Origin of the sequence: Allobosea psychrotolerans, from assembly GCF_002917105.1 — a bacterium.
GTDB classification, from domain to species: domain Bacteria; phylum Pseudomonadota; class Alphaproteobacteria; order Rhizobiales; family Beijerinckiaceae; genus Allobosea; species Allobosea psychrotolerans.
In genome coordinates this window covers 1-17,109 of sequence record NZ_PQFZ01000002.1, presented here as the reverse complement: position 1 = coordinate 17,109, position 17,109 = coordinate 1, and the positions used below count along the sequence as shown (strand labels likewise).

Annotated in this window: 18 protein-coding genes; 7 read left to right on the top strand and 11 right to left on the bottom strand. The window is 63.5% G+C overall.

The window, feature by feature from the left end:
- Window positions 1-60: 60 nt before the first annotated feature.
- The 4 genes from msrA to CYD53_RS03135 all read left to right on the top strand — a co-directional run bounded on the left by msrA (window position 61) and on the right by CYD53_RS03135 (window position 3,798).
- Entirely contained in the window at window positions 61-579 is a 519-nt protein-coding gene (gene msrA / locus CYD53_RS03150; protein ID WP_103716705.1) for a peptide-methionine (S)-S-oxide reductase MsrA, read from the top strand.
- Between the two features lie 153 nt (window positions 580-732).
- A complete protein-coding gene (locus tag CYD53_RS03145) occupies window positions 733-1,647 on the top strand; it encodes a DUF72 domain-containing protein (RefSeq protein WP_103716704.1) in 915 nt (304 codons plus the stop codon).
- The gene (locus CYD53_RS03140; RefSeq protein WP_103716703.1) at window positions 1,644-2,267 is read left to right on the top strand and encodes a UdgX family uracil-DNA binding protein; all 624 of its coding nucleotides are present in this window, start codon (window positions 1,644-1,646) and stop codon (window positions 2,265-2,267) included. The genes CYD53_RS03145 and CYD53_RS03140 overlap by 4 nt, the downstream gene beginning before the upstream one ends.
- Window positions 2,268-2,517: 250 nt before the next feature.
- Entirely contained in the window at window positions 2,518-3,798 is a 1,281-nt protein-coding gene (locus CYD53_RS03135) for a DUF763 domain-containing protein (protein ID WP_103716702.1), read from the top strand.
- A 244-nt stretch (window positions 3,799-4,042) separates the two neighbouring features.
- Here CYD53_RS03135 and CYD53_RS03130 read toward each other — a convergent pair whose 3' ends face one another.
- From CYD53_RS03130 to CYD53_RS03105, 7 genes are all read right to left on the bottom strand, one after another.
- Window positions 4,043-6,292: an amylo-alpha-1,6-glucosidase gene (locus CYD53_RS03130; RefSeq protein ID WP_103716701.1), complete on the bottom strand. Its 2,250-nt coding sequence runs from the start codon at window positions 6,290-6,292 to the stop codon at window positions 4,043-4,045.
- Window positions 6,293-6,354: 62 nt separating this feature from the next.
- Entirely contained in the window at window positions 6,355-7,407 is a 1,053-nt protein-coding gene (locus tag CYD53_RS03125; RefSeq protein WP_103716700.1) for a glycosyltransferase family 4 protein, read from the bottom strand.
- Between the two features lie 74 nt (window positions 7,408-7,481).
- The gene (locus CYD53_RS03120) at window positions 7,482-8,753 is read right to left on the bottom strand and encodes an MFS transporter (RefSeq protein ID WP_181011696.1); all 1,272 of its coding nucleotides are present in this window, start codon (window positions 8,751-8,753) and stop codon (window positions 7,482-7,484) included.
- Between the two features lie 144 nt (window positions 8,754-8,897).
- The gene (locus tag CYD53_RS03115) at window positions 8,898-9,395 is read right to left on the bottom strand and encodes an Hsp20/alpha crystallin family protein (protein ID WP_103716698.1); all 498 of its coding nucleotides are present in this window, start codon (window positions 9,393-9,395) and stop codon (window positions 8,898-8,900) included.
- 89 nt (window positions 9,396-9,484) lie between these two features.
- Window positions 9,485-9,961: an Hsp20 family protein gene (locus CYD53_RS03110; protein ID WP_103716697.1), complete on the bottom strand. Its 477-nt coding sequence runs from the start codon at window positions 9,959-9,961 to the stop codon at window positions 9,485-9,487.
- A 268-nt stretch (window positions 9,962-10,229) separates the two neighbouring features.
- On the bottom strand, window positions 10,230-10,352 hold the full coding sequence (locus CYD53_RS30840; RefSeq protein WP_281261240.1) for a hypothetical protein: 123 nt from the start codon (window positions 10,350-10,352) through the stop codon (window positions 10,230-10,232).
- A gap of 13 nt (window positions 10,353-10,365) precedes the next feature.
- Complete coding sequence (locus tag CYD53_RS03105) at window positions 10,366-10,716, bottom strand: hypothetical protein (protein ID WP_103716696.1); 351 nt, start codon at window positions 10,714-10,716, stop codon at window positions 10,366-10,368.
- A 221-nt stretch (window positions 10,717-10,937) separates the two neighbouring features.
- Here CYD53_RS03105 and CYD53_RS03100 point away from each other — a divergent pair, with 221 nt between their 5' ends.
- Window positions 10,938-11,216 (top strand): acyl carrier protein, encoded by a 279-nt coding sequence (locus CYD53_RS03100; protein WP_181011695.1) that lies wholly within the window; start codon window positions 10,938-10,940, stop codon window positions 11,214-11,216.
- A 499-nt stretch (window positions 11,217-11,715) separates the two neighbouring features.
- The gene (locus tag CYD53_RS03095) at window positions 11,716-13,128 is read left to right on the top strand and encodes a M20 family metallopeptidase (RefSeq protein ID WP_103716694.1); all 1,413 of its coding nucleotides are present in this window, start codon (window positions 11,716-11,718) and stop codon (window positions 13,126-13,128) included.
- 199 nt (window positions 13,129-13,327) lie between these two features.
- On the opposite strand, the gene CYD53_RS03090 is transcribed toward CYD53_RS03095, so the two are convergent.
- The 3 genes from CYD53_RS03090 to CYD53_RS03080 are packed head-to-tail and all read right to left on the bottom strand — an operon-like array spanning window position 13,328 to window position 15,861.
- Window positions 13,328-15,400 carry an ATP-dependent helicase gene (locus CYD53_RS03090; RefSeq protein WP_103716693.1) on the bottom strand — a complete coding sequence of 691 codons (2,073 nt, stop codon included), beginning with the start codon at window positions 15,398-15,400 and terminating at the stop codon, window positions 13,328-13,330.
- Window positions 15,401-15,403: 3 nt separating this feature from the next.
- The gene (locus CYD53_RS03085; protein ID WP_103716692.1) at window positions 15,404-15,640 is read right to left on the bottom strand and encodes a hypothetical protein; all 237 of its coding nucleotides are present in this window, start codon (window positions 15,638-15,640) and stop codon (window positions 15,404-15,406) included.
- A complete protein-coding gene (locus tag CYD53_RS03080; protein ID WP_103716691.1) occupies window positions 15,640-15,861 on the bottom strand; it encodes a hypothetical protein in 222 nt (73 codons plus the stop codon). The genes CYD53_RS03085 and CYD53_RS03080 overlap by 1 nt, the downstream gene beginning before the upstream one ends.
- Window positions 15,862-15,920: 59 nt before the next feature.
- Here CYD53_RS03080 and CYD53_RS03075 point away from each other — a divergent pair, with 59 nt between their 5' ends.
- Window positions 15,921-16,175 (top strand): hypothetical protein, encoded by a 255-nt coding sequence (locus CYD53_RS03075; RefSeq protein WP_092165332.1) that lies wholly within the window; start codon window positions 15,921-15,923, stop codon window positions 16,173-16,175.
- Between the two features lie 44 nt (window positions 16,176-16,219).
- Here the strand turns inward: CYD53_RS03075 and CYD53_RS03070 are convergent, their stop codons facing one another.
- Window positions 16,220-16,915 carry a VIT1/CCC1 transporter family protein gene (locus tag CYD53_RS03070; RefSeq protein ID WP_103716690.1) on the bottom strand — a complete coding sequence of 232 codons (696 nt, stop codon included), beginning with the start codon at window positions 16,913-16,915 and terminating at the stop codon, window positions 16,220-16,222.
- Window positions 16,916-17,109 lie beyond the last annotated feature (194 nt).

Sequence of the window (17,109 nt, the reverse complement as noted above, 5' to 3'; positions counted from 1 at the left end):
TGATATTGTGTTCGACAATGCCTATATTGGGGCGAACCAAAAATCAGGAGGTCGAGAGCCATGACAACGGAACGCGCAGTGCTTGCCGGCGGTTGCTTCTGGGGCATGCAGGATCTGATCCGCCGCAGACCCGGCGTGATCTCCACCCGTGTCGGCTATTCCGGTGGCGAGGTGCCCAATGCCACCTACCGCAATCATGGCAACCATGCCGAGGCGATCGAGATCATGTTCGATCCGGCCCAGACGAGCTACCGCGACCTGCTCGAATTCTTTTTCCAGATTCACGACCCGACGACCCGCGACCGCCAGGGCAACGATATCGGCGCAAGCTACCGCTCCGCGATCTTCTATGCGAGCGACGAACAGAAGCGTGTCGCCGAAGAGACCATCGCCGACGTCAACGCGTCGGGGATCTGGCCCGGCAAAGTCGTGACCGAAGTGACCCCGGTCGGCGATTTCTGGGAGGCCGAACCGGAGCATCAGGATTACCTGGAGCGCTATCCCGCCGGCTACACCTGCCATTTCCCGAGGCCGAACTGGAAGCTGCCGAAGCGCGAGGGCATCCGCCGCGCCGGATGAGACCTCTGCGGATCGCCGCGGCCAGTCGCACCAGCTCTGGAACATGGCTCAGCCCCGTCGATCAGCGGGCGGACACTGGCCTACGCGCAGCCTTTATGGGAACCCGATGGCGACGCCTCCGTTCTGTGCAAGAAGCACAGAACGGAGGCGTCTATGCCACGTGAACGGCGCGCGACGATCCGCATCGGGGTGTCGGGCTGGACTTATGCGCCATGGCGCGGACACTTCTATCCCGATGGCCTGACACAGAAGAACGAACTGGCCTTCGCGGCCCGGCAGTTTCCGGCTCTGGAAATCAACGGCACCTTTTACGGGCTTCAGAAGCCGGAAGCCTTTGCGCGCTGGGTGGAGGCGACACCTGCTGGCTTCGTCTTTGCCGTCAAGGGCTCGCGCTATATCACCCATATGCGCCGCCTGCGGGACATCGAGACGCCCCTCGCCAATTTCCTCGCATCCGGCCTGTTGCGGCTTGGACCGAAGCTCGGCCCGCTGCTCTGGCAGTTTCCGCCGAGCTTCCGCTTCGACCGAGGCCTGATGAAGGATTTCCTCGAAATTCTGCCGCAGGACACGCAGGCGGCAGCGACGCAGGCGCGGCAGCATGACGAGCGGGTGGAAGGGCGGGAATGGATACGCTCGGACGCGAAACGGCCGATGCGCCACGCGATCGAAATTCGCCATGAGAGTTTTCGCGATCCGGCATTCGTCGACCTGCTGCGCGACCACGGAGTCGCATTGGTTTGCGCCGACACGGTCGATTGGCCGCGCCTGATGGATCTGACCTCCGACTTCGTCTACTGCCGCCTGCACGGCTCGGCGGAGCTTTACCGCTCGCGCTATGAGAAGCCGGAGCTGGAGCGCTGGACCGCGCGGGTCAACGCCTGGGCGCATGGCACACCCATGCGCGACGGCGAGTTCGCCGGCGATGCCGGAGCTGCGCCTGCCCGGCCGCGCGACGTGTTCCTGTTCTTCGACAATACCGACAAGCTCCACGCCCCGGACGATGCGGCGGCGCTGATGCGAATGCTGAAGCTGGACTGGAGGCCCGAAGCGGAAAGGCAGGCCGCATGAGCCGAACGTCGCAAGCCCAACGCCTGTCCGAGGAGGACCTCAGGCCGGAGGTCTCATCGCTCGAAGCGCTCAACGAGGCGCTATCCGCAAATCCGCCGCTTGCAGATTCGGGGCGCATCGTTTTCGGCGAAGGGCCCGTGTCGGCCACCATCGCCTTCGTCGGCGAGCAGCCGGGCGACGAGGAAGACCGGATGGGCCGCCCCTTCGTCGGACCGGCCGGCCACTTGCTCGACGGTGCGATGGCCGAGGCGGGCATCGACCGCAGCCGAGTCTATCTGACCAACGCCGTCAAGCAGTTCAAATTCATCGAGCGCGGCAAGCGGCGCATCCACCAGAAGCCTTCCATGAGCGAGGTGACGCGTTACCGTTGGTGGCTGAAACGCGAGCTCGATTTTGTCGATCCGCAGATGGTGGTGGCTCTCGGAGCGACGGCCGCACTCGCGCTTGCGGGCCATCGCGTGACCATCACGAAGGCGCGCGGACCGGCGCAGTTCGACGGTCGCCCCGGTTTCGTGACGGTGCATCCGTCCTATCTGCTGCGCATCCCGAACAAGGAGGCGCGCAAAATCGCCTATGAGGCCTTCGTTGCGGATCTGCGCGCGATCGCGGGCTCACCCTGACGCGCCGCCTCCGGCAGGGACGGCGATGACACACAGCGCAAAGGGCTATAGGCGACCCGGCACATCGGGCGGGTCGGGACAGGCTTTGCGACGAGATGACCCTGCGATCCGGTCCGCCAGATTTGTGTCGAAGGCCTCCCAAATCTTGGTGCCACCCGCCCTGCCCCAAAACGGCGAAAATCCGCACTGTGGCTTGGCGACGGAGGCTGGAGCAGATATAGGGTATGTTCCTCTTTCGTTCGCGAAGCCCATGACACGCAGATCAGGCAGCGCCGATCTTCCACTGCATTATGGCCGGGTGCCCGCATGGCTCGGCGCGCGCATGACGAGGCTCGGCGCCGTCATCTGCGAAGCGATCATCCATCATTACGGCCGGGACGAGTTGCTCCGGCGCCTGGCGCATCCGTTCTGGTTTCAGTCCTTCGGTGCCGTCATGGGCATGGACTGGCATTCATCCGGGATCACGACGAGCGTCATCGGCGCCTTGAAGAGAGGCCTGACGCCTCTCGCGGGTGAGCTCGGCTTGCATGTCTGCGGCGGACGCGGCAGCCATTCCCGCCAGACGCCGCTCGAGCTTGAGCGCATCGGTGCGAAGGTCGGTTTTGACGGCGTGGCGCTCGCCCAGGCCAGCCGGCTCGTCGCCAAGGTTGACAGCGCGGCGGTGCAGGACGGTTTCGACCTCTATCTGCACGGTTTCTTCGTGACCGATGACGGTCATTGGACCGTCGTACAGCAGGGTATGAACGGCGATGGTGGCTTCGCGCGGCGCTACCATTGGCTGTCCGAGGGACTCGGCAGCTTCGTGGATGCGCCGCATGCCGCGATCGAGGGGCGAAATCGCGGCAATATCGTCAACCTGACCGATGCGCGGGCCGACCGTTCGCGTCAGGCCCAGATCGCGCTGCTGCACGAACGGGGCCCGGACGGGATCGTGAAGGAATTCGCGGCCCTGCAGAGCGGCCGCGCATCAGAAGAGCGAGCGGGGCTCCAGCTCGCTTTGCCACATCTCGTGATGCCGGCGCATCATGACGTCAGGCCCAAGGACGTGATGGCTCGCCGTCTCCATGGCGCATTAGCCGCCGCAGCCGATCGGGGGCCGTCGGATTTTTCGGAGCTTCTGCTCGTGCCGGGGATAGGCGCCCGGACCGTGCGCTCCCTTGCCATGGTGGCAGAGGTGCTGCACGGCCCGCCTTGCCGCTTCACCGATCCGGCGCGTTATTCACTCGCTCATGGCGGCAAGGATAGGCAGCCCTTTGCCGTACCGACCAAGGTCTACGACCAGACGATCGCGGTGCTGCGATCGGCTGTGGACCGGGCCAAGCTTGGCCAGGACGATCGCCTCGCGGCAATCGCGCGGCTCGACAGCGAAAGCCGGCGGTTGGAGCGGACCGCGACAGGGCCGACAGTTGGTGACTACGTTACCGAGGAGCGCCACCGTTCGGCCGATTATGGTGGGCGAAGCGTCTTCGGCTGGGAACGGCCGGATGCTGGCACGGCAGTAGGGAGCGAGAAGCAGTCGGGATGCCGATAAGGCCTCGACGATCTTTCTGGTCGGCGTCGCTCTTCACGGTTTGCGCTGCAGGAGCCCTATCCAAGCTGGGGCACGGTCGCTGGCCTTTCCCCCAACCGCGCACGTGCCGATCCAAGTCGGCTGAAGTGCTGCCGCCCCTAACGTCTTTCTCAGTACAAGATTGATAGAGGGTCCGACCGGTGCGGCCAATGTGAACATCGATGCCGATACGAGCGCAGTCGAGGACAAGACGTGAACTCAAGCGCTATTTTGTTTTGATCATGGTGACTTGCGCGTTGCTGTCGTGCCAGCGCTTCAGGACGTTGATCGTGACATCGCTTTCGTGGCGATGCACGCGCAGATCGAATTGTGATGTCCCCAGCGTCAACCCTCGAAGGACCAGGTCATCAAGGAAAGGGGGCAGAACGGGGTCGACCAGCTTGATCTCGTTTGCTTGCGCCGGAAGTTGCAGCCCGAGGCAAGCGGCAAGCATTGCGAAGGGAGCCGCCGCGGCCCAGGCTTGAGGCGAGCAGGCGACGGGATAGGCGGTCGGTCCCCGTCGGGCTTTCCTCAGGAAGCCACAGAAGAGCTCGGGCAGACGCTGCTGGTCCTGATGGGTCGCCACGTTGAAAATGGCCTCGAACAGCCGCGCCGCCTCGGACTTGAAGCCATAGTTGCCGAAGCCGAGAGCAATCAGCGCATTGTCGTGCGGCCACACTGAACCATTGTGATAGGACATCGGATTGTAGCGGGTTTCCGCAGTATTCAGCGTCCGTATGCCCCAGCCGCTGAAGCTGCCCTCGCTCATTAGCGTTTGCTTGAGCTGGGCGGCGCGCTCCGGGAGGGCAATGCCTGCGAACAGGGCGTGCCCGGCATTGGAAGAGCGAACCCGGCAGGGGCGCTTTTCGCCATCGAGCGCCAGCGCATATGAGGCGATCTCCTCGCACCAGAAGGCCTGGTCGAAACGCTCCTGCAGTGCGCAAGCTTGCCGCGTCAGCTCGTCGGCTCGAAGGTCCAGCCCTAAGGCGCGGGCCATGACCGCACAGGCGCGCTTGGCCGCATAAACATAGGCCTGCACTTCGACGAGGGCGATCGGGCCGTGCGCCAGTGATCCATCGGCATGGGAAATTGAATCGTGGCTGTCCTTCCAGCCTTGGTTTGCGAGCCCGCTATCCGTCTCGCGGAAATACTCGACGAATCCGTCGCCGTCGCGGTCTCCAAACGTGTCACACCATAGAAGTGCGGCTTCTATATTCTCCCAGATTCCTTTGATCGTCGCGAGGTCGCCGGTACGATCCAGGTACTGCCCCGCCAGCATGACGAAGAGCGGGGTCGCGTCCACCGAGCCGTAGTAGAACCCGAACGGAACTTCACCGAGATTGGCCATTTCCCCGCTGCGTCGCTCGTGCAGGATTTTGCCGGGCTGCGCATCCGCGGCGGGATCGCTGATCGCGGCCTGTGCCCGCGCCAGTTGCAGCAGGACACCGCGCGCCACCGTGGGGTCGACCCAGAGCAACATCATGGCCGTGATGATCCCGTCGCGGCCGAACATCGTCGAGAACCAAGGAATGCCGGCATAAGGATAAAGCCCGTCGGGTCCGCGGGTCATGAGTGTGTAAAGGTCCGCCGTCGACCGGCTCATCAGATCGGCGAAGAGGGCATTCGGCGAGGTCACTTTCGCCGTGTTGGCCGTCAGCGCGCGAAGGTCCCGGCGAGCGTCCTGGTAGGCCCTGGAAAAATCGCGGGGCGGCACGCCAGGCATGCTCATGACGGACGCGACATCTCCTGCCGGGGCGTCGGTCAGATCACAGGCGACGGTGACGAGAAGCGAGGTCCGCTCCCCTGGCTTGAGGTGGAATCGGAACGACGCGAACCCGCTCCTCAATTGGCAGGGTTCTGGTTTGAAGCGCAGGATCGTTCTCCTAACCCTGTCGTCGAGACCACGATAGGCGAAGCGCGCGGCGCCCGAAGAAAACTGGGTCTCCGTTTCACCGCGGCGGACGCGTTTCATCCCCCGAACCTCGAAAAGATCGCGAAAATCCGCTGCGAACGACAGGGACAGCGTAAATTCGTGCGAGATCCGATCGAAGTTGCGCAGGCCGATCCGCTCATAGCAAACCGATTTCCAGAGGAACTTCGTACGCTCGATTGCGATCGCGTCGCGCGGAATGGCCGCCGCCCCATCCCTGCCCGTGATCTCCGGATTGGCGAGATCCACCGTCAAGGCGATATTGTCGTCCTGAATCACCGAGCCGAGGATCAGGGGACGCTTACCCTCGAAGAACAGCTGCAGCCGCGACAGATGCCGGGTATCGTTGCAGAACACCCCCTCGGAGGTATCGGGGGTAATCCCGATATCGCCATAACTGTCCAGCACCGCGAATGCATCGCCCGATTTCAGGCTGCGAAGCGGGCGTTCCACGAGCGAGGGATGTGCATCAAGGGCATGATCGGCCGGCCGCTCATGCGGCTCCGCAAGCCCAGCCTGTCGTTGGGCGATCATCTGTTCTTGCATCAGAAACTCCTCCCCACCAGAGGTCGGGGGCTCGTCCGAAGGATTGGTTCATGGCACTGCGTCTATTCTGCGGCCTTGCCGAAATCCCGCGGTGACGCCAACAAACAGTCGAAAGCTGCAATATAGTCGCCTGCCATCCTCGCCGCGGTGAAATGACGCTCGAAATAGCTCCTCACCCGAAAGCGATTCATGGCCCGGCTGCGTTCACAAGCGGCAACTGCGTCGGCGATCGAGTCGACGATGAGGCCGGATACGCCCTCCTCGATGATTTCCGGCACGGATCCGTTACGCCACGCGATGACCGGCGTCCCTGCCGACATCGCTTCGATCATGACGAGTCCGAACGGCTCCGGCCAATCGATCGGGAACAGCAGCGCGCGAGCGCCGCCGAGAAACGCTGCCTTTTGTGCCTCGTCGATTTCGCCGAGGAACTCGATCAGGGGGTCGTCGAGCAGCGGCTTGATGCGCTGCCGAAAATAGTCTTCGTCGACGGGATCGACCTTCGCCGCGATCTTAAGTGGCATTCCGGCCCGCTTCGCGATCTCGATCGCGCGGTCGGGGCGCTTCTCGGGCGTGATCCGTCCCAAGAAGGCAAGATAGTCTCCTCCCCGCGCGTTGAAGGGACACAAGCCAGGCGCAAGGCCGTGGTAGACCGTCGCCAGCCAGTTCGCAGTCGCTGGCATGGGTTTTCGTTGGCCGTCGGAGATCGAGATCAGCGGCATTCGCGGGAAGGCTTGGTAGACCGGCAGGAAGTCGGGTAGATCCAGGCGCCCGTGGAGGGTGGTCACACATTTATGCGCCAAGTCGGCGAACATGGCGTGCTGAAGCAGGTCGAGGTGGAAATGGATGATGTCGAACGACGCCTCCCGCTCCCGCACCTTGGCAAGCATGGCAAGATGGCTGGCCGTATGATCGCGAATGCCCGCCAGCCGCAAGCCTCGCGGCGCGCAGGCAACGAGTTCGGCCGAAGTTTGGGAATCGCCGGAAGCGAACAAGGTAACCTGATGTCCCTGCCGGACCAGCTCCTCGGTAAGCCAAGACGCAACCCGTTCCGTGCCGCCATATAACTGGGGCGGAACAGCCTCGGCGAGCGGCGCCACTTGCGCGATTCGCATTCTCCGTCTCCAAGCGGACAACGCCCCACGAACGCGGGCGAGTGAACAACGCCGATCCGCTGCGAAAGTTCGGGTCAGGTGCCGCCAAGAGGGGTTGCCAATCGGCCTCGGGGCAGCGTTTCAGGCATAGCCGCGAGCATCAGAAGTAGAGCACCGAGCCCGACCCCGGCCAGCACCGAAAAGGCGACAGAGTATCCGCCCCACACGACAAGGCTTCCGGCGAATACGAAGCTGGATGCGCCGCCAATGCCTTGAATGGTCCCAATGATTCCCCGCGCCATGTTGTAGCGTCCGCTGCCGGGGACGGCGCCATAGAGGACGAGCGGCAAGAGCACATCGAACAGCCCCGCTCCGACCCCGTCGAGGATCTGGAAGGCGATCATCCAGTAGCTATCGTCAAACATGGCAAACAGGAGACCGCGCAGCGGAAGAGCAGCGAATGCCAGGATGAGCAGCGGCTTGCCGCCGATCAGATTGGCGCGCATCACGAGGAACGCCATCGGGATCGTCGCGAGCTGGGCGACGATGATCGCCGCCGAGGTCACAGCCGACTCGAACCCTCGGACCTCCAGGGCAAGCTTCTGGCTGGCGAGCGCCAGCATTGGCGCATTGGCGAAATGGAACAGCGCCGTACCGATCGCCAGCACGGTAAAGGGCCCTTCGGCGAACAAACGACGCCATGGGTACGGCTGGACAGCTCCGGGCTGGCTTTCATCGAGGCCCCGAGCGCGCTGATGATCGATAGCGACGGCCGGAATCGAAAGGACGGCGATAATCGATAAACCGGCGAACAGCGGCAGTATGTAGAATACGCTCCGTTGTCCGAATTGGGTACCGACCACCGCAGCCATCGCAGCGATGAACAGGTTGCCAAACCGGTCGAATGCGGCATTGCGCCCGAGCTGCGCGGCGACGCCCCGGGAACCGAAAAGCCCCAACGTGATCGCCGCAACCGTCGGTGCGAACACGGCGCCCAAAAGCGCCATGCTGATATCCGCGACGAAGACGACTGCGAGCGTTGGGTATGTTGCAATGGCCACACCCATGGCCGCCAGGACCACTGCTCCACCGACGATGAGGCCGCGCTTGGCGGACGTTGCATCGATCATGGCTCCGATCGGGGCGTGAAAAGCAATGCCGACGAGACCGCTGACGGTGAGCAAGGCTCCAATCGTTGCCTGGCCCCAACCGGCCTCGGTGAGTAGGAAGATGTTGACGTAAGGCCCCAGGCCGCCGCGGAGATCGGCCAGCAGGAAGTTCAGGCAATCGAGGCTCGACCGATACGGCACAACGTCCTCGTCTTTCCTGGTGGGCGCCTCATTTGTACGCCGCCAATCGGAAACCACGGATAGGGTCACTCTCGGCAAGACGACGGAGCCAGAACGGACCGAGGCCTCACGCGGTTCCGTCCCGCGCCAGCCATTCGGCCGCGACGCTCCGGCACCCTTGGCGGCGCCCCGAAAGCGCGCCGCCAAGGTCTCCGCGATCCGCTAATGATTGATCGCGATGCGCTTGACCTGAGACTGCGCTCTCTCGCTCTTGGGGAGGACGACCGTCAGCACGCCATTCCTGAAGCGGGCCTCGATCTTGTCCTGCTCGACCTCATAGCCGAGAGGGATGCGACGCTCGAAGCGGCCGTAGCATCGCTCCGAAAACTGCCGCTCCTTGTCCTCGCTCTCGGCACGCTTCTCGCCCCTGAGGGTCAGGACGTCGTCATCGAGCAGGATCTCGAGGTCCTTCTCCTCGATGCCGGGGATTTCGGCGGTCACCTTGATATCCCCGGCCGTTTCGGAGACCTCGACCTTCGGCCAGCCGGCATTGAAGCTCGGCAGCGAACCAAGGCTGTCGAACGAGCGGAATACGTCGTCGAACAGGCGATTGACCTCGCGATGAAGCGAGAAGACGGGGTTGTGCTGATCGTCGCGATAAAACGTGGGGCCCCGATTGCCGTTGTCGCGGCCCCAAGGGATCAAATCTCGAATGCTCATAGCAGTCCTCCATGCGTTCAAAACTACGATGCGCCCCGGCGCCGGGCTTCTCGCCCGGCGCCTCACGTCAGCCTGCAGGCAGCCTCAGCTCAGGCTGCGCGCTTCTCGGAATCGATCTGCGGCCGATCGGCTTTGGGCAGCGCGGTGCCGGCGGCGATCTCGATCCGGCGCGGCTTCATCTCCTCCGGCAGCTCGCGCTTCAGATCGACCGCCAGCAGACCGTTCTCGAGGTTGGCGGCTACGACCTTGACGTGGCCCGCGAGCTCGAAGCGGCGCTGGAAGGCGCGCTCTGCGATGCCGTGGTAGAGATATTGGCCATTGTCCTGGCCGGCCTTCTGCCCGGACACCATCAGCAGGTTCGGCTCATGCGTGATCGTGAGCTCGTCCTGCGAGAAGCCGGCCACGGCCATCGTGATGCGATATTCGTTTTCGCCGGCCTTGACGATGTCGTAAGGTGGCCAATTGCCGGCCGGGTCCAGCCGGCTCACGGCTTCCAGCGCGCCGAAAATGCGGTCGAAGCCGATACTCGACCGATACAGGGGAGAAAAATCGAAGACGGTTCTCATAACCACATCCTCCATTGAGCAACATGGTGCAAGTCGGTCATTCCGGGTCTCACCGACGCCGGCTTAACCGGCCAATCCCGTAAAAGGCGATCGACAATCATCGATTTGGATCAGATCATCGGGTGTTCAAGAGGGTCGGCAACACTTTTTGTGAGCACCGTTCGATGGCACGGAAACGGCCGCCGCCAGACGTCGCACGAGAGTTCCCCGAGTGAATGCGCGACCCTCGAAACATGGTAGCCCCGCCGAAAGCTCGGCGGGGCTCGGATCATGTCAGGATGATCGCGAGGATGAAGCCGCTCGCTCCGGCGAGCATCGCCAGAGCCGTAAAGCGAGCCAGGCCGGCCTTGTCGACAAGCCGCCTGCGCTGGATGAATTCGACAGCGGACACGCGCACCTCCTTGTCACAGGGACAGCAGGTCGCCGGTTGCCACCTGTCTGTTCGCCCTTCCATCGCCGAGCGGTCTGCCGCTTCCGCCGCGATCGAGCGCTGCGAGCGCCTCCATGACTTCGTCGAAGCTTACCGCTTGAGAGGCAAAGGGTGGGTGCCGGAGCGCCGGACATGAGTCCACGGCGCAGGCGTCGGACGCCCAGGACGACAGGATCGCCCGCTTTTCCGAGTTTGGAAGCGTATCGTCGCGCAGGACATCGCGCGGGCGCTCATAGAACCGGCTCGGGTTCAAAAGCCGGTCAAGGGCGGCGTCGTCCGTGCCCTGGCGAGCGGGCGGCAGGATCGCGGTCAATGGCTGGCTCATCGGTGGTCCTCCAAAAACTCCTTTCAGTCGCTGCGCGGGGCGCGCGGGATGAATTTGGGTCGAACAGGAAGAGCTTCAAGAGGTGATTGCAGAAGCCGGCTCGCTTGGCACACACTAGATGGGTGGGAAATGCGATGCTTCCGATGGAGCAGCAGGGTGATCTCCCAAGAGGCGGCCGACGACGTGACGTCCTGGCGTAAGCAAGCATGACGGGAGAAGGCATGTCTGATCTTACAAGCAGCGAAGCCGTGCTCGTTGAGCGATTGTTGGAGATCATTGCCGCCGAAGGCCTGGTCCATCAGGAAAAGCTCGACCCGGCAGCAAGCGTGGAAAATGATCTGGGCCTGTCGCTCGATGATTTGACCTTGATCGGGAACGCGATCGAGCGGGAGTTCGACTGCGACATGCCCGACAACGACATGCAAGCCTGCAAAACAGTTCGTCAGCTTGTCGATCTGATCATCGTCCGGATTAATGCCAAGGCCAAACCCGCCGATTAAAGGCCGGTTTGGCAGCCCCCTCCCCGCAAAGCCGGCTCACAAAATGCTCCCCCTCAGAATATGCCTCACCGCAATGCTCGGGTGATTTCTTGTCGGCTTCGAGCGTTGACGGCATCGTTCGAGATGACGCCGGCATGGATCCATCGATCCCGGGCCTCCTCGCTGAGTTGATGGACCGACCCGGCCCCATCGATGCGGAGCTTGCGGAACTGGTGCAGAAGGGAAGCGCCGAAAGCGGGAGCGGATAAGGGCTGGCATCGCGAATTTCGAAGGGGCACAAGCAAACCTCCAGCCCGCAATAATCGCGGATTCTTCGGCGCAAAATTCAGCCGTTCTGCCGTCCACCTTGTAGTAGCCTCGCGCGGCTGGGGCTGGCGATGCCGAGCCGTTGCGGATGGCGGGCTTCAGCGCATTGGCCCGAAAAATGTCATGCGGTTTCGGAAGAAGCCGATGCAAGATCAACGAGCTATGGGCGCGAACGCAATCTCGGGAGAAGGCTGTGCAGAATACCGACAGGATTTGGACTATCGTCGAGTCAAAGCAGGCCGACTATATCGAGCTGAGCGACCGCGTCTTTGAAATACCCGAGCTCAACTACCGCGAGGTCAAATCGGCTGCGGCCCATGCCGAGCAGCTGCGGCGCGAGGGATTTCGCGTGGAGATGGGCATTGCCGGATTGCCGACCGCCGTCATGGGCGAAGCGGGAGAAGATGGGCCGGTGATCGCCATCCTCGGGGAATACGATGCGCTGCCGGAGCTTTCGCAGGCGCCTGGCGTGTCCGAGCATCAACCGCTTCCCCACCAGCCGGCCGGCCATGGCTGCGGCCACAACCTGCTCGGCGCCGGCGCCATGCTGGCGGCCGCGGCGGTCAAGGATTTCCTCGCGGAGCGTGGGCTCAAGGGCCGTGTCCGATATTATGGCTGCCCGGCCGAAGAAGGCGGGGCAGGCAAAGCCTTCATGGTCAAGGACGGTGCCTTCAAGGACGTCGACATCGCCATTTCCTGGCATCCGGCCGATTTCGCGGCGGTGACGGCAGCCATATCCCTGGCCAATACGACGCTCGATTTCGAGTTCTCCGGCCGCGCCTCGCATGCCGCCGCCGCGCCGCATCTCGGCCGTTCCGCGCTCGACGCCGCCGAGCTGATGAATGTCGGCGTCAACTATATGCGCGAGCATATGCCCTCGGACGCCCGCATTCACTATGCCTATCTCGATGCCGGCGGCATCGCGCCCAATGTCGTGCAGGCCAAGGCCAGGCTGCGCTACGTCGTGCGCGCGACGATGGTCTCCCAGGTGCATGAGCTTGTTGCCCGCGTCCGGAAAATCGCCGAAGGCGCGGCGCTGATGACGGAGACGACCGTCACCAGCGAAGTCGTCAGCGCGATGAGCAGCCTGCTGGGGAACACGCCCCTGGAAGATGCGATGCAGCGCAACTTCGATCGGCTCGGCCCGCCTCCTTTCGATGCGGACGACGTCGCCTTCGCCAGGCGCATGCAGAAGACCGTGACGCCTGCGCATATCGAAAGCGCCTTTCGCCGCTCGGGCTTGCCTGTGACGGATTTCCCCCTCTGCAACGCGATCGCCCCCAGGGAGGTGCCGGGACCGCGGATGATGGGCTCGACCGATGTCGGCGACGTCTCCTGGGCCGTTCCCACGGTCCAGGCGCGCGGCGCGACCTATACGATCGGCACGCCCGGGCATTCCTGGCAACTGACGGCCCATGGCCAATCGCCGCTGGCGCATAAGGGCATGGTTCACGTCGCCAAGGTCATGGCGGGCGTCGCGGCGGACGTGCTCGTCGAACCGGGATTGCTGGAAAAGGCCAAGGCCGACTTCGCGGAGCGCCTTGTCCGGACACCCTATAAGCCGCTCCTGCCGGCTGACGCCAAGCCGCCTTTCCACATGTTCTGACGGGGAAAGCCGGTTCTGACTGGAAAGCCAATTCTGACTGGAAAGCTTTGGCCCGGTCGATGATCGATCGGGCCATGGCCTGGGCGCTTGCGTGACCTCGCCAATACCCGGACATCGGGTTGAGGCCGATGTCCGGGAATCATGCGACGGCGTTTCTCGGCCGAGGCGTCGATCCTGCTCGCTGGTGCCAACTGTCCGATTATCGCCACATGCCCCGCATTTGCGCACGCACGTCGATCCTCGGCCCATTGCTGGGTGCCCGGCCGGCGTCCTGCGCAGCGATGCGCGGCCAGACGCAGCGCTCGAAATGTCCGAGCAGGCCATTGGGAATGAACCGCGTCCGGTTCGCATAGACATGGCGGTCGCCGGTCGATGATTGGCCATGGGTGAAGAAGCGCTGCGGCACGACGAGATGCAGATCGTCCTTGGCCCGCGTCATTGCGACGTAGAGCAGCCGCCGCTCTTCCTCGATCTCTTCTGACGTACCGGCACCGAGATCGATCGGAATGCAGCCATCGACGACGTTCATGACGAAGACCGATTTCCACTCCTGGCCCTTGGCCGAATGGATCGTCGAAAGGATCAGGTAGTCCTCGTCAAGCAGTGGCACTCCGGCCTGATCGCTGGTCGCGTCAGGCGGATCGAGCGTGAGTTCGGTCAGGAAGCGCTCTCGCGAGGCATAGCCTCCGGCGATCTGCTCGAGCTGGACAAGGTCGGCTTGCCGCGTCGAGGCATCTTCATGGATGCGCTCCAGATGGGGCTCGTACCAGAGCCGCGCGCGCTCGATCTCGGCAGGCCAGCCGCAGCCGCCCGAACGCAACGCGGCGACGGCGATCTGGAAGCTTGCCCAGTCCTCGCCGGCGCGCGGCGGAGCGGGAGCGTCATGCAGCGCCGCGATCGGGTCGCAGGCTTGGGCCATGTGGTCGAGCACGCGCTGCGCCGAGGTCGGCCCGACGCCGGGCAGAAGCTGCAGGATGCGGAAACCGGCGACCCGGTCGCGCGGATTTTCGACGAAGCGTAACAAGGCAAGCACGTCCTTGATGTGGGCCGCATCGAGGAACTTCAAGCCGCCGAACTTGACGAAAGGGATGTTGCGCCGGGTCAATTCGATCTCCAGCGGGCCGCTGTGATGCGACGCCCGGAAGAGAACGGCCTGCTGCTTGAGCGTGGACCCCGCCTCGCGGTTCTCCAGCACCCGTTCGGCGATGAAGCGAGCCTGATCGGCCTCATCCCGCACATTGACGAGTTGCGGCGCCGCGCCGGCTGCCCGATCGGTCCAGAGATTCTTGGTGAAGCGCTCGGCCGCCAGGTCGATGACGCCATTGGCTGCCGCCAGGATGGCACTTGTCGAGCGGTAGTTCTGATCGAGCGTGATGATCTCGGCGGGAGGCGAGAAGGCCGCGGGGAAGTCGAGGATGTTGCGGACCGTCGCGGCCCTGAACGAATAGATCGACTGGGCATCGTCGCCGACGACGGTGAGCCCGTGGCCGCCAGGCTTCATCGCGAGCAGGATCGAGGATTGCAGCCGGTTGGTGTCCTGATACTCGTCGACCATGACATGATCGAAGCGCCCGCCGATATCGGCGGCAAGGTCAGGGTCGGCCATGACCTGGGCCCAGTAGAGCAGCAGGTCGTCGTAATCGAGCACGTTCTGGCTCTGCTTGGCCTCGACATAGGCCGCAAACAGGTCCCGCAGCTCTGCCGCCCAGGCCACGCACCAGGGGAAGGATCGGCCAAGGACATCCTCGATCGGCATCTCCGCATTCACGCAGCGCGAATAGATCGAAAGGCATGTCCCCTTCGTCGGGAAGCGTGTCTCGGTCTTGGAAAAGCCGAGCTCGTGCCGGACGAGGTTCATCTGGTCGGCAGCGTCCTCGCGGTCATGGATCGTGAAGGCGGGATCGAGCCCGATCTGGTCGGCATAGTCACGCAGCAGGCGCGCGCCGATCCCATGGAAGGTGCCTGCCCATGTCAGCGCGTCCGCCAGCACGCCGGCGCCATCGCCAAGTACCTTCCGGGCGATCCGCTCGACGCGCTTTGCCATCTCCGCGGCCGCGCGACGCGAGAAGGTCATCAGCAGAATGCGGCGTGGATCGACGCCGCTGACCATCAGATGCGCCACGCGATGGGCGAGCGTGTTGGTCTTGCCCGAACCGGCACCGGCAATGACGAGAAGCGGGGACGCGAAAAGGGAGCCGACGCCGTGAATGACTGCGCGACGTTGCGCAGGGTTCAGCGTGTCGAGATACGAAATCGGGGCTATGGCGTTCATCTGCTATTCCAACCCACGCTCGCCGGCGTGCCGTTGGAACCGAACGCCGTCAATTGCCGCGTTGAACTGCCGGTCGGTCAAGATCAGGGATGAATTGAGCGCGTCCAATGCGACATAGAGGGTTGAGCCGATCGGAATCTCGCCGCACCACTTCCGCACCTCGTGGTGAAATGCCTTCAGCTTCGCCTGCATCTCGCGGGCCTCTTCCGGCGACAGGCTGCGCTTGCTTCTCTGGACCATCAGACCTCGTCCTCACCATCCAGGCGTCGGGCGCCTGCCGAGAACACGCCCCGGATAAAGCCGCGCGACACGGCCTGCTGCGCATCCCGGATCAACGCAGCCTGATCATGCAGCAGGGCTCGAATCGCCGCCCGGGCATCCCCGTCGAATTCGGCCAGGACGTCGTCGATGTCCTGCTCTGAAACCTCCGGTTCGGTCTTTTCAAGCTGTCGTGACGACATCGATTGCGTTCCCGGAAATGCGAACGTAATGAGAACACAGCAGCCTGCGGAGTCAAGCCATGGCCAATGTCGAGACGTTCTTCCTCCAACCCTTCAAAACGCATCGCAAGCGTCTCGTGCCGGGGCAGCGGGTGCTGGCGAGGACGAAACATCACGCGATCAACGATGGAGAGCGCATGGCGCGCACGGCCGAGGGGCTCGCCGTGATCCATGTCACCGCCGATGATGAAACCGGCGAGGTCAGCGCGCTCTCCGTCCTGGCGCGCCATGGTGCCATTCCGGAGGAGTTCGAAGAGCAGATCCGCGCGCTGTGACGTGCTGCTCTCGCAGCTCGGCACAGACTTGGCACGAGGTTGCCTCAGACGGCATGTCCGACCAAGGCACCTATCGCCCATGTGGCGGCCATTGCGAAGGCACCCCAGAATGTCACGCGCACTGTCGGCCTGAGGATATCGGCTCCCCCGATGCGCGCGCCGATTGCTCCGAGTAGGGCCAGGCAGACGAGCGAGCCAGCCGAGACGGCCCAGCTGATCGAGCCTGCAGGCACGCTAAGAGCGATCAGCAAGGGTATGGCCGCACCGGCTGTGAAGGTGATGGCCGAGGTCAGAGCCGCCTGGACTGGCTGGGCGATCATGTGACCAGCCATGCCCAGCTCGTCGCGCGAATGAGCCTCGAAGGTATTCCTGGCACTCATCTGCTCCGCGACCTGGCGGGCGACGCCTGGCTCAACCCCGCGCGCGACATAGATTTGCGTCAACTCGGCCAGTTCGGCCTCAGGTTGCTCGGCAAGCTCACGGCGCTCGCGGGCCATGTCCGCCTGTTCGGTGTCCGACTGTGAACTGACCGAAACGTACTCGCCTGCCGCCATCGACATCGCGCCGGCGACAAGTCCGGCCACGCCTGCGACCAGTACTTCATTGGCAGTTTTGGCTGCGGCCGCCACGCCAACCACCAAGCTCGAGGTCGAGATGATGCCGTCATTGGCTCCGAGCACGGCCGCACGAAGCCAGCCGATCCGCTCGACGAGATGATTTTCACGGTGGAGTGGATGCATGGCATGATCTTCCAGTTGGCCGGAGGCGTCAGACACCGAGGCTGGAGCGATGAGGCGTCACGAAGGGCAAGATTCTTCCTGCGAACGGTGTTCCGGCCTAGGTGTTCAGTCCCGGCATTTGATGGATTGGATCGAGCCTGAATCGTTCTGGCTCTGAAGTCCAGCATTTGCAGATGAACTCGTAGGGTGTGAGC

What these genes read in the sequence shown, in the direction of transcription:
- msrA (WP_103716705.1), top strand. Translation starts at nt 61, where the DNA reads ATGACAACGGAACGCGCAGTGCTTGCCGGCGGTTGCTTCTGGGGCATG.
- CYD53_RS03145 (WP_103716704.1), top strand. Translation starts at nt 733, where the DNA reads ATGCCACGTGAACGGCGCGCGACGATCCGCATCGGGGTGTCGGGCTGG.
- CYD53_RS03140 (WP_103716703.1), top strand. Translation starts at nt 1,644, where the DNA reads ATGAGCCGAACGTCGCAAGCCCAACGCCTGTCCGAGGAGGACCTCAGG.
- CYD53_RS03135 (WP_103716702.1), top strand. Translation starts at nt 2,518, where the DNA reads ATGACACGCAGATCAGGCAGCGCCGATCTTCCACTGCATTATGGCCGG.
- CYD53_RS03130 (WP_103716701.1), bottom strand. Translation starts at nt 6,292, where the DNA reads ATGCAAGAACAGATGATCGCCCAACGACAGGCTGGGCTTGCGGAGCCG.
- CYD53_RS03125 (WP_103716700.1), bottom strand. Translation starts at nt 7,407, where the DNA reads ATGCGAATCGCGCAAGTGGCGCCGCTCGCCGAGGCTGTTCCGCCCCAG.
- CYD53_RS03115 (WP_103716698.1), bottom strand. Translation starts at nt 9,395, where the DNA reads ATGAGCATTCGAGATTTGATCCCTTGGGGCCGCGACAACGGCAATCGG.
- CYD53_RS03110 (WP_103716697.1), bottom strand. Translation starts at nt 9,961, where the DNA reads ATGAGAACCGTCTTCGATTTTTCTCCCCTGTATCGGTCGAGTATCGGC.
- CYD53_RS03105 (WP_103716696.1), bottom strand. Translation starts at nt 10,716, where the DNA reads ATGAGCCAGCCATTGACCGCGATCCTGCCGCCCGCTCGCCAGGGCACG.
- CYD53_RS03100 (WP_181011695.1), top strand. Translation starts at nt 10,938, where the DNA reads ATGTCTGATCTTACAAGCAGCGAAGCCGTGCTCGTTGAGCGATTGTTG.
- CYD53_RS03090 (WP_103716693.1), bottom strand. Translation starts at nt 15,400, where the DNA reads ATGAACGCCATAGCCCCGATTTCGTATCTCGACACGCTGAACCCTGCG.
- CYD53_RS03085 (WP_103716692.1), bottom strand. Translation starts at nt 15,640, where the DNA reads ATGGTCCAGAGAAGCAAGCGCAGCCTGTCGCCGGAAGAGGCCCGCGAG.
- CYD53_RS03080 (WP_103716691.1), bottom strand. Translation starts at nt 15,861, where the DNA reads ATGTCGTCACGACAGCTTGAAAAGACCGAACCGGAGGTTTCAGAGCAG.
- CYD53_RS03075 (WP_092165332.1), top strand. Translation starts at nt 15,921, where the DNA reads ATGGCCAATGTCGAGACGTTCTTCCTCCAACCCTTCAAAACGCATCGC.
- CYD53_RS03070 (WP_103716690.1), bottom strand. Translation starts at nt 16,915, where the DNA reads ATGCATCCACTCCACCGTGAAAATCATCTCGTCGAGCGGATCGGCTGG.